Here is a 10,986-nt window from a genome sequence, read left to right as displayed (position 1 = left end):
GTTGTCGTCCCCACTGTTCCCCCCGGAGCCCTGTACGGCGCCATGGGCGCCCTGGGCCTGGCCCCGGCGGCGTCGGCCGCCGAGAACGCCGCGTTCACCCCGCCGCGCCCGTCCGACTTCACCCTCACCGGCCGCTCGGCCCGCAGCGTCCTCGTCCTCGGCGCCGGCATCGCGGGCCTGACCACCGCGTACGAGCTCGGCAAGGCCGGCTACCGGGTCACCCTGCTCGAGGGCCGCCACCGCCCCGGCGGCCGGAACTGGACGGTCCGCGGGGGTGATGCGGAGACGGACCTGAACGGTGAGACGCAGCGGGTGCGGTTCGCCGAGGGGCAGTACATGAACGCCGGCCCCGCGCGCATCCCGCAGCACCACGTCACGCTGGACTACTGCCGCGAGCTGGGCGTCGCGATCGAGCCGTTCGTCAACCAGAACGCCGACGCGCTGCTGTACTACACGGGCGACACGGCGATCTCGAACACACCCGTGAAGCACCGCGCCGCCAAGGCCGACGTGTACGGGTACGTCTCGGAGCTGCTGTCGAAGGCCACGAACGCCGGTGCGCTGGACGGTGAGCTCAGCGCCTCCGACAAGGAGGCCCTCATCGAGTTCCTGCGCGACTTCGGCGACCTGGGGAACTCCACCGGCGACCCGGCCGCGGCGGACCTGTACCTCGGTGGCAGCGGCCGGCGTGGTTTCGACGTCGAGCCCGGTGCGGGCCTGGAGGCCGGTTCCGTCACCCCGGCGCCCGGCCTGCACGACGTCATCGCCAGCGGCATCGGCCGTGAGTTCACCTTCGAGTTCGGCTGGGACCAGGCGATGATGATGTTCCAGCCCGTCGGGGGCATGGACCGCATCGCCTACGCGCTGGAGAGGGCCGTCGGCCCGGGGAAGATCCGTTACGGCGCAGAGGTCACCGGCATCCGCACCACGCCCGGTGGCGGGGAGGTCGACTACGTCGACGCCCGCGGCCTTCCGCGCACCGCCAGTGCGGACTTCGTCGTCAACACCATCCCGCCGCACATCGCCGCGCGGATCCCGCACAACCTCGGCCCCGGCGTCACCACGGCGCTGCAGGCCGCGAAGCCGTCGCCCACCGGGAAGATCGGCCTGGAGTACTCCCGCCGCTGGTGGGAGGACGACATGCGCATCTACGGCGGCATCACGAACACCGACCTGGACCTGGCGCACGTCTGGTACCCGTCGTCGGGTTTCCACACCGACCGCGGCGTCGTCGTCGGTTACTACAACTACGGCCAGGCTGCCCTGGACTACCAGGCGCTGCCGCACGCGCAGCGCCGCGCGCGGGCGGTGCAGAACGGCGCCCTCATCCACGGCGACGTGTACGGGAAGGACATCGCCTCCTCGTTCTCCGTCTCCTGGGGTGCGACGAGGTACAGCGAGGGCGGCTGGGTGGGCTGGGAGGACCAGGCCGGACCCGACTACGCGACGCTGCTGGCGCCGCAGGGCAACGTCTACTTCGCCGGCGACCACCTGTCCCACGCCATCGCCTGGCAGCACGGCGCGATGACGTCCGCCCGCGCCGCCGTCACCGCGCTGCACCAGCGCGTCATGAGCAGCTGACCCACCGAACCGGAGGAACCGACGTGACGAAGAACCTGACCCGCCGGCCGGTCGCGGTGGGCGCCGCCGCACTGCTGCTCCTCGGCCTGGGCGCGGGCGCCGGTGTCGCCGCCGCCCGCGGCGGCACCCCCGCCCCGGGCACCGTGGCGGTGGCGCTGCCCCTCGGCGAGACGAACCCGTTCATCGCGAACGGCGTGGGCATCGGCCCGGGAACCGCGATCTACAAGTCCAGCGGCATCGGCCCGTCCGCGGCGAACCCGGACGCCGCACCGGGCACCCCGGAGGCGTACGTGGACCTCGCCGCCCTCGGCGGTGCGCTGCCGGAGGGCGTGACGCTCACCGAGGCGCAGGGCCTGAACGCCCTGGCCGCGATCGGCGAGAACCTCGCCGCGCAGGGCCTCAGCTTCGACGACGTCGTCACCATGCGCGTCTTCCTCGCCAACGAGGAGGGCACCGAGGTCGCCGACTTCGCCGGCTGGAACCGCGCCTACCGGCAGTACTTCGCCAACGTCGACCTGGAGACGAACGAGGCGATCGACGTGCCGATGGGCACCGCGGCACCCGCGGCGCCGCTGTTCGAGAACCTCGTGCGGCCGTCGCGCTCGGCGCTGGAGGTGGCGTCGCTGCCGGTGGCGGGCTGGCTGGTGGAGATCGAGGTGGACGCGGTCTACCCGGAGCAGCCGTTCGCGAAGGGGAAGAAGCACTGACGTGCACCTGACGCGGCGGCCGCGGTGGGGACGGGTTCCCCGCCGCGGCCGCCGCACCTCCCGCCCGCGGCTGCCGGTCACCGGCCCTTCGGCTGGTTGAAGCGCAGCATGTTGCCGGCGGGGTCGCGGAAGGCGCAGTCGCGCGCGCCGTACGGCTGGTCCACCGGCTCCTGCAGCACCTCCCCGCCGGCGGCGCGCACCCGCTCGAAGGTGGCGTCGCAGTCGTCGGTGCGGAAGGTGGCCCCGCGGAGCATGCCCTTCGCGAGCAGTTCCGCGGCGGCCCGCCGGTCGGCCGGGGAGGCGTTCGGGTCCGCCAGCGGCGGCTCGAGCACGATCTCCACGTCCGGTTGCGCGGGGGAGCCGACGGTCGTCCAGCGCATCCCCTCGAACTCGACGTCGAGCGGCTGCGCGTGCTCCCGGTCGATGAGGTCGCGCACCCGCCGCAGCCGGACGAGGTCCTCCAGCTCCACGCGACCACCGTGCCAGCTGCGCCACAGCCGCGCGTACGGGCCGCCGGCGTCCACCAGCTCGTCGTGCGTGCCCAGCTCGGTGATGCGCCCGTCCTCCACGACGGCGATGCGGTCGGCGTCGTGCGCGGTGTGCAGGCGGTGCGCGATGGCGACCGTGGTGCGCCCGTCCAGCACCGCCGCCAGGGAGCGCTCGGTGTGCCGGGCCGCGTTCGGGTCCAGCAGCGAGGTCGCCTCGTCGAGCACGAGGGTGTGCGGGTCCGCCAGCACCAGGCGGGCCAGGGCCACCTGCTGCGCCTGGGAGGCGGACAGCTCCACCCCGTTCTCGCCGACCCGCGTGGCCAGGCCCTCGGGCAGCGCCCGCACCCAGCCGAGCGCGTCCACCGCCTCCAGCGCGGCCTCCACCGCGGCGTCGTCGGCGTCCGGCGCGGGCAGGACCACGTTGTCGCGCAGGGAGGCGCTGAACACGTGCCGCTCCTGGGTGACGAGCGCCACCTGCCGGCGCATCTCGTCCAGCGGCAACCCCGTCACCTCGGCGCCGCCGACGCGCACCGACCCGCTGGTGGGCGGGGCGATGCCGGCGATGAGCCGGCCCAGCGTGGACTTGCCGGCGCCGGTGGGGCCGACGACGGCGAGGCGCTCGCCGGGTTCCAGGGTCAGCGAGACCCCGTGCAGGACGGGCCGCCCGGGGGCGTACTCGTAGCCGACGCGCTCGGCGCGCACGTCGTCGGAGCGGGCCCGCTCGCCGGTCTCGGCGCGGTCCGGCGGCACGGTGGCCAGGCCGATGACCCGCGCGAACGACGCCTGCCCGACCTGCAGCTCGTCCCACCAGATGAGCAGCTCGTTGACGGGGCCGACGAGCTGGCGCAGGTACAGCACGACGGCGGCGACCTCACCGGCGGAGGCGAGGCCGTGGCGGACGAGGAACCCGCCCCACACCAGCGCCACCACCACCGGCAGCAGGTACGACATCTCGATGGTCGGGAACCACCGGGTGCGCAGCCGCAGCGTGTACTCCTCGCGCCGCACGGTCTCGCCGATCACACGGTCCAGCAGCCCGACCCGGTGCTCGGCCAGGCCCAGCGCCTCCACGGTGCGCGTGTTCTCCACGTTCTCGCCCAGGGTGGTGGAGATGCGGCCCCACCAGGCGCGCTCGGCGGCGTACCCGGCGGGGGCGCGGCGCAGGTACCAGCGGGTGCCGATCAGCAGGCCGGGCAGGCCGGCGAGGATCGCCAGCGCCACCAGCGGCCCGGTGAGGAACGCGGCGGCCACGGTGAACGCGGTGGTGACGGCGGCCACGAGGATCGCGGGCGCGCCGTAGCGCACGGTGTAGCTGAGCGACTCGACGTCGTTGGTGGTGCGGGAGACGAGGTCGCCGGTGCCGGCCCGCTCGACGACCGACAGCGGCAGCCGGGTGGCGCGGGCGAGGAACTCCTCGCGCAGCTCGGCGAACACCTCCTCCGACAGCGACAGGGACCGGTACCGCGCCACCCGCGCCAGCAGGGCCTGCGCGACGACGGCCGCGGCGAGCAGCGCGACGGTGCGGTCGACGTCCGCCAGGGCGGCGGCCGCGTCGGCGCCGCGCGCGGCGGCCACGACGCGGTCCACGAGGTTCCCCAGCAGCCACGGGCCGGCCAGGCCGACGAGGGCGGCGGCCGAGTGCAGCACCAGCATCACCGCCCCCGGGCGGCGGTGCCGGCGCACCAGTCGCCGCACGTCGTGCAGCACCTGGGTGCGGTCGGCGACCGGCAGGGTGGTGCGCTCGTCGAGCAGGGGGTCGGTGCCCTCGTCGGTGGTGCTCTCGGTGGTGCTCACTCAGGTCTCCTGGCGGGGCGGCGGGCCGGGCAGCGGGGCGGGCACGGGGCGGCGGGCGGTGGGTTGCACCGGCACCCCGCCGCCGGTGGGGGCGCCGTGCGCGTCGCCCTCCCCGCCGGCGTCGCGGGTGACGAAGCGCCGGTAGGCGGGGTCGGCCAGCAGGTCGGCGTGCCGGCCGCTGGCGACGACGCGCCCGTCGCGCAGCCAGTGCACGGTGTCGGCGTGCGGCGCCACGAGCGGGCTGCCGCTGGCCACGAGCGTGGTGCGCCCGGTGCGGGCGGCGCGCAGCCGGGCGGCGATGCGCGCCTCGGTGTGCGCGTCGACGGCGCTGGTGGGTTCGACGAGCACCAGCACCTCGGGGTCGCGCAGCAGGGCGCGGGCCAGCGCCAGGCGCTGGCGCTGTCCGCCGGACAGCGAGCGCCCCCGCTCGGTGACGACACCGCGCAGGCCGCCGTCGACGAGGTCGACGATGCCGGTGGCGTCGGCGACCTCCATCGCGGCGAGCACCTGCGCGTCGGTGTGCGCGCCCTCCGGGTCCACCTGCTCGCGCAGGGTGCCGCTGAACAGCTGCGCGTCGTCCTCGGCGAGCAGGACGCGGCGGCGCACCTCCGCGACGGGCACCTCGCGCAGGGGCACCCCGGCCAGGGTGGTGCCGTCACCGTCACCGTCGCCGGTGTCGTCGGAGCGGGCCAGGCGCCGGCCCAGCGGCGCGGCCAGCTCCGGCGGGTCGCTGACCACGACGGTCAGCTCGCCGGGGGCGACGACGACGCCGGAGACCGGGTCGGCCAGCGGCCCCGCCTCCGGCGGGTGCTGCGGCCGGTCCGGCTCGGTCAGCAGCGGCGGCACCTCCAGCATCGTGACCAGGCGGCGGGCGGCGACGAGGGCGCGCGCGTACTTGTCGGCGGCCTCCACGAGCATCCGCAGCGGGGAGGTGAGGAACGCGGCGTAGCCGTAGAGGGCGACGAGCTGGCCGGGGCTGATCTCCCCGCGCACGGTGGCGCGCGCACCCGCCCACACCAGGGCGGCGACGAGCAGGCCGGGCACGAGGACCTGCACGGCCTCCAGGCCGGACTCCCACGCGGCCACCCGCACCCCGGCGGCCCGCACCTGCTGGCTCTTGTCGCGGTAGCGGGCCAGGAACACCTCCTCGCCGCCGACGCCGCGCAGGATGCGCAGACCCCGCACGGTGTCGGTGCCGAGGGTCGTCAGCTGCCCGCTCAGCTCCCGCTGGTGCTGCTGCCGCTCCTTCAGCGGCCGCAGCAGCACCAGCAGCACCACCAGCACGGCGGGGATGCCGAGCAGCACGATCAGGCCCAGCGGCACGGAGGTGCGCAGCACGAGCGCGGCGACGACGGCCACGGCGAGCACGGACGCCACCGCGCGCTGCGTGACGTCGAAGGCGTCGCCCACGCGCGGGCCGTCGGAGGAGGTGCTGGCCAGCACCTCGCCCTGCGGCAGCCGGGCGGTCACGGCGGTACCGGCGCGAGCGGTGTGCCGGCCGACCTGCTGCAGGGTGCGGAAGCACGCCGTCAGCCAGTTCGTGACGGCGTAGCGGTGCCGCAGCACCGCGGCGACGGTGGTGACGAGCGCCAGCGCCAGCACGACACCGGCCCAGCGCAGCAGGGCGGCGTCGTCGCCGGCGAGGACGCCGGCGTCGATGGCCCGGCCGACGGCGGCGGGCAGGACGGCCTGCGTGAGCATCCACGCGCAGCCGAACGCGGTGCCGATCGCCATGGAGCGCCGCTGCTGCGCGGCCGTGCGCAGCAGCAGGCGCAGGGGGGAGCGGACGTCGGGGGTACCGGGGTCTTTCAGGGGGAGGTCCCGCACGTGCACCGACGGTAATCGTTGTCCTGGGTGACTTCCACGGGATAAGCGGCGGCCTGCCCCTCGCCTCCTCGCCGCCCCTCGGTGATCTTGCACGGTGAACGTCCACCCGCGCAGGATCACCGAGGGGGTCCGGGAGCGGTGGGCCTACCCCGCCGTCGCGGTGATCAGGTGGGTGGCGTGGTCGTACGTGAACGTCACCCGCGCACCGCCCGCCGGGACGACGAGCGGGATGTTGCCCCCGTTCGGCGTGCCGCCGTCGCCGTAGTTCTCGTCCCAGCCGCCGTTCAGCGCGGCCTTGTACTCGTACGAGCCCTCCGGCAGGTCCACGGCCAGGGTCCACAGCCCGGTGGTCCCGTCCAGCGCGAGCTGCGCCTGCTCGCACGCGGGCTGCCAGTCGTCGGGGCAGCCGATCTCGCTGTTGAACGACCCGGCGGCCGCGACCGCCTCCGGCTGGGCGCCGGGCTCGGCGGGCGGCTGCTCGGGAGCAGGCGGCGGGGGCACGACGCTCGCCGTGGCGCCGGCGGCGGCGAGGTTGCCGGAGTGGTCCTGCACCACGGCCCGGTACTCCACCTGCGTGCCCTCGGGCAGGTCGGTGACGTCGTGGAAGACGCGGTAGGGGGCGTTGTCGTCGGTGCCCAGCGGCGTCCACTCCTCCGTCCCGGCGGTGCGGTAGGCGAAGGTGACCTGGTTGAAGTCGTCGCCGGGGACGTCGACGCCGACCTCGGCGCGCCCGCCCACGGTGCCGTCCGTGGTGAACTCCGGCGTGGCGGCCGCCTTCGACCGCTTCAGCGGCGCGGTCGCCCGCCACACCGCGGCGGACAGCGCCGGGACGGTGACGGTGACCTCCCCGGAGGCGCCCGAGCGGACCTTGCCGGTGCCGGCCGGCCACAGGCCCTGGAAGACGCGGCGCTCGTCGAACGTGTCGAAGGTGACGGTCTGCTCCTGCGCGGAGTTGTTCACCGCCACCAGGTACTCGCGGTCCTCGCCCTCGCTGATGCGGCTGAAGGCGTACGCCCCGGCGCCCTCGGAGGCGTAGCGGTCGATCTGCGCGCCGTCGGCGAGGGCGGGGTGCTCCTCGCGCAGCTGCGCCAGCTCCGCGATGGAGCGGTACAGCGGGTGGGTGGGGTCGAAGTTCTCCTGCGCGGTGGTGGCGTCGGTGCCGATGAGGTCGTCGTCGTTGTAGGTGGCGACCTGCGAGGCGAACACGTCCTGGCGCGCGTCCTGGTCGCCGCCGTCGCCGGTGAAGCCCTGCTCGTCGCCGTAGTAGACGACCGGCTGGCCGCGGGTGAGGTACATCAGCGCGTGCGCCAGCTCATCGCGCTGCAGCAGCTCGTCCTCGTCCACCCCGTCCTGGCGCAGGAACGCGCCGATGCGGCCCATGTCGTGGTTGCCCAGGAACGTGGGCAGCGAGTAGGCGTTGGAGTCGGCGTCGGTGTAGTAGTCGTCCTTCGCGTAGAACTCCCGCAGCTCGCCGGCGTCGCCACCGCTGCTGAAGGCGCGGGCGCGGGCCTGGAACCCGAAGTCCAGCGTGGCCTGCAGCCCCGCCTCGGTGGTGTACCGGGACAGGAACTCCGGGTTCGAGTCGTACACCTCCCCGAAGGAGAAGAAGTCGTCGTTGCCCCGCGCCGCGGCGTGCTCGGCGATGGCGGGGGCGAACTCCTGCCAGAACTCGGTGTTCACGTGCTTGACGGTGTCGATCCGGAAACCGTCGATGCCGAAGTCCACCCAGGCCTCGTAGATCTCCTCCATGCCCTCGACGACCTCGGGCCGCTCGGTGAACAGGTCGTCCAGGCCGACGAAGTCGCCGTACTGGTCGGACTCGCCGCCGTTGAAGAGCGCGTCGCCGCGGTTGTGGTACATCGTCGGGTCGTTCAGCCAGCCGGGGACCTTCACGTCCTGCTCGGCGGGTGCGACGACGGGCGTGTACGGGAACGACGTCTGCGCGTCCAGCGCGGGGAACCGACCGGTGCCGGCGAACTCCCGGTCGTCGAACGCCTGCCCGCTCGCGTCCCGGTACGGCTCGGTGGCCTTGGGGACGTAGCGCTGGGTACCCTCCGCGTAGGAGATCACGTCGGCGGTGTGGTTGGTGATGATGTCGAAGAACACCTTGATGCCGCGCGCGTGCGCGGCGTCGACGAGCTGCTCCAGCTCCTCGTTGGTGCCCAGGTGCGGGTCGATCTGCGTGAAGTCGGTGATCCAGTAGCCGTGGTACCCGGCGGAGGTGTTCGCGCCCTCGCCCTGGACGGGCTTGTTCTTGAACGACGGCGTCAGCCAGATCGCCGTCGTGCCCAGGCCCTCGATGTAGTCCAGGCGCTCGAGGATCCCCTTCAGGTCGCCGCCGTGGTAGAAGCCCTTGTGGGTGGGGTCGTAGCCGCTGACCAGCGGATCGGTGCCGTACCCGCCGGTGTCGTTGCCGGTGTCGCCGTTGGCGAACCGGTCGGCCATGACGAAGTAGAAGCGCTCGCGGGTCAGGTCCTCGCGCAGCGAGGAGGCGGCCAGGGCGCGGTCGGCGGCGGTGACGTGCGAGCCGCCGGGGCGGCGGCCGTCGGGGGAGGCGGCCGCGGCGGGTGCCAGGGCCAGGGTGATCGCCGCAGCGCTCAGGGCCGCCAGCCGGCGGCGTCCTGCGGGGGTGGGTCGCACGGGGTCTCCTCGTCGTCGAGTGGAGTGCTGCGGGCAGGCTACGCAGCGCAGAAAGACGTTGCAAGAAGTTGCAGCGGGGGGTGCGGGCGGCGCGCCGGGGAGGAGTCCGCGGCGGCTACCCTCGGACCGTGACGCCGGACGCGCCCGAGACCGCCCCCACCCCCGCCGAGGCAGCCGCGCAGGCCGCCGGCCAGAGCGCCGAGGTGGCCGCCGAGCGCGCCCACCGCCCGGTCCTGGTCGTCGACTACGGCGCCCAGTACGCCCAGCTCATCGCCCGGCGCGTGCGCGAGGCCGACGCCTACTCCGAGATCGTGCCCAGCACGACCCCGGTGGCGGAGATCCTCGCCAAGGACCCGGCCGCGGTGATCCTCTCCGGCGGCCCCTCCAGCGTGTACGCCGAGGACGCCCCGCAGGTCGACCCCGCCCTGTTCGAGGCGGGCGTGCCGGTCCTCGGCATCTGCTACGGGTTCCAGGCCATGGCCAAGGCCCTGGGCGGCGAGGTCCAGCGCACCGGGCGGCGCGAGTACGGCGGCACGGTGGCGCAGCTGGCCGACCCGGCCGCCTCCACCCTGCTGCGCGACCAGCCCGCCGAGCAGTCGGTGTGGATGTCCCACGGCGACAGCGTCGCTCGCGCCCCGGAGGGTTTCCGGGTCGTCGCGAGTTCCGCCGACACCCCGGTCGCGGCGTTCGAGGACGACGAGCGCCGCCTGTACGGGGTGCAGTGGCACCCGGAGGTCAAGCACTCCACCCACGGGCAGGACGTGCTGGTGAACTTCCTGCGCGAAGGCGCCCGCGTCCCGGCGGACTGGACGACCGGCAACGTCATCGACGAGCAGGTCGCGCGCATCCGCGCCCAGGTCGGCGACGGCAAGGTGATCTGCGGCCTGTCCGGCGGCGTGGACTCCGCCGTGGCGGCCGCCCTCGTGCAGCGCGCCGTGGGCGATCAGCTCACCTGCGTGTTCGTCGACCACGGCCTGCTGCGCGCCGGGGAGGCCGAGCAGGTCGAGCAGGACTTCGTCGCCGTCACCGGGGTGAAGCTGCACGTCGTGGACGCCGCGCAGCGCTTCGCCGACGCCCTCGCCGGGATCACCGACCCCGAGGTCAAGCGCAAGACCATCGGCCGCGAGTTCATCCGCGTGTTCGAGCAGGCCGCCTCCGACGTCGTGGCCGCCGAGGGCGGCAGCGGCGAGGTGCGCTTCCTCGTGCAGGGCACGCTGTACCCGGACGTCGTGGAGTCCGGCGGCGGCACCGGTGCGGCCACCATCAAGAGCCACCACAACGTCGGCGGCCTGCCCGAGGACATGAGGTTCGAGCTCGTCGAGCCGCTGCGCGCCCTGTTCAAGGACGAGGTGCGCGCCGTCGGCGAGCAGCTCGGCCTGCCGGAGGCGATGGTGTGGCGTCAGCCGTTCCCCGGCCCGGGCCTGGGCATCCGCATCGTCGGCGAGGTCACCCCGCAGCGCCTGGAGACGCTGCGCGCGGCGGACGCCATCGCCCGCGAGGAGCTGACCGCCGCCGGCCTGGACCGCGAGATCTGGCAGTGCCCCGTGGTGCTGCTGGCGGACGTGCGCTCCGTCGGCGTGCAGGGCGACGGGCGCACCTACGGCCACCCCGTGGTGCTGCGCCCGGTCAGCTCCGAGGACGCCATGACGGCGGACTGGACGCGCCTGCCGTACGAGGTGCTGGCGCGCATCTCCACCCGCATCACCAACGAGGTGCCCGAGGTGAACCGCGTGGTCCTCGACGTCACGAGCAAGCCGCCGGGGACCATCGAGTGGGAGTGAGCTCCCGCCGCTGACCAGGGCCGGGCACCCCGCGGGGTGCCCGGCCCTGGTCAGCGGCGGGAGCTCACTCCCACTCGATGGTCCCCGGCGGCTTGCTCGTGACGTCGAGGACCACGCGGTTCACCTCGGGCACCTCGTTGGTGATGCGGGTGGAGATGCGCGCCAGCA

At 74.4% G+C, this 10,986-nt stretch carries 7 protein-coding genes; 3 read left to right on the top strand and 4 right to left on the bottom strand.

Translation table 11 applies throughout. The features are described from left to right. The first annotated feature begins 42 nt into the window (after nt 1-42). Both V9U69_RS05245 and V9U69_RS05240 read left to right on the top strand, forming a co-directional pair. Complete coding sequence (locus V9U69_RS05245) at nt 43-1,581, top strand: flavin monoamine oxidase family protein (RefSeq protein WP_442907606.1); 1,539 nt, start codon at nt 43-45, stop codon at nt 1,579-1,581. A 23-nt stretch (nt 1,582-1,604) separates the two neighbouring features. Further along, complete coding sequence (locus V9U69_RS05240; RefSeq protein WP_337060255.1) at nt 1,605-2,288, top strand: Rid family hydrolase; 684 nt, start codon at nt 1,605-1,607, stop codon at nt 2,286-2,288. Between the two features lie 77 nt (nt 2,289-2,365). Here the strand turns inward: V9U69_RS05240 and V9U69_RS05235 are convergent, their stop codons facing one another. The 3 genes from V9U69_RS05235 to V9U69_RS05225 all read right to left on the bottom strand — a co-directional run bounded on the left by V9U69_RS05235 (nt 2,366) and on the right by V9U69_RS05225 (nt 9,037). Continuing rightward, complete coding sequence (locus tag V9U69_RS05235) at nt 2,366-4,570, bottom strand: ATP-binding cassette domain-containing protein (RefSeq protein ID WP_337060254.1); 2,205 nt, start codon at nt 4,568-4,570, stop codon at nt 2,366-2,368. Then, nucleotides 4,571-6,397 carry an ABC transporter ATP-binding protein gene (locus V9U69_RS05230; RefSeq protein WP_337060253.1) on the bottom strand — a complete coding sequence of 609 codons (1,827 nt, stop codon included), beginning with the start codon at nt 6,395-6,397 and terminating at the stop codon, nt 4,571-4,573. A gap of 144 nt (nt 6,398-6,541) precedes the next feature. After that, nucleotides 6,542-9,037, bottom strand: coding sequence for an alpha-amylase family glycosyl hydrolase (locus tag V9U69_RS05225; RefSeq protein WP_337060252.1), 2,496 nt, complete (start codon nt 9,035-9,037; stop codon nt 6,542-6,544). Between the two features lie 203 nt (nt 9,038-9,240). Here V9U69_RS05225 and guaA point away from each other — a divergent pair, with 203 nt between their 5' ends. Continuing rightward, the gene (gene guaA, locus V9U69_RS05220; RefSeq protein WP_442907605.1) at nt 9,241-10,818 is read left to right on the top strand and encodes a glutamine-hydrolyzing GMP synthase; all 1,578 of its coding nucleotides are present in this window, start codon (nt 9,241-9,243) and stop codon (nt 10,816-10,818) included. A 64-nt stretch (nt 10,819-10,882) separates the two neighbouring features. Here guaA and V9U69_RS05215 read toward each other — a convergent pair. After that, nucleotides 10,883-10,986: GMP synthase (glutamine-hydrolyzing) (locus V9U69_RS05215; RefSeq protein ID WP_442907604.1), on the bottom strand; the 104-nt coding region annotated here is incomplete at its 5' end.

The organism is Kineococcus sp. G2, assembly GCF_037154035.1.
GTDB lineage: Bacteria > Actinomycetota > Actinomycetes > Actinomycetales > Kineococcaceae > Kineococcus.
This window is presented reverse-complemented; position numbering and strand designations above follow the sequence as displayed.

What these genes read in the sequence shown, in the direction of transcription:
- V9U69_RS05245 (WP_442907606.1), top strand. Translation starts at nt 43, where the DNA reads ATGGGCGCCCTGGGCCTGGCCCCGGCGGCGTCGGCCGCCGAGAACGCC.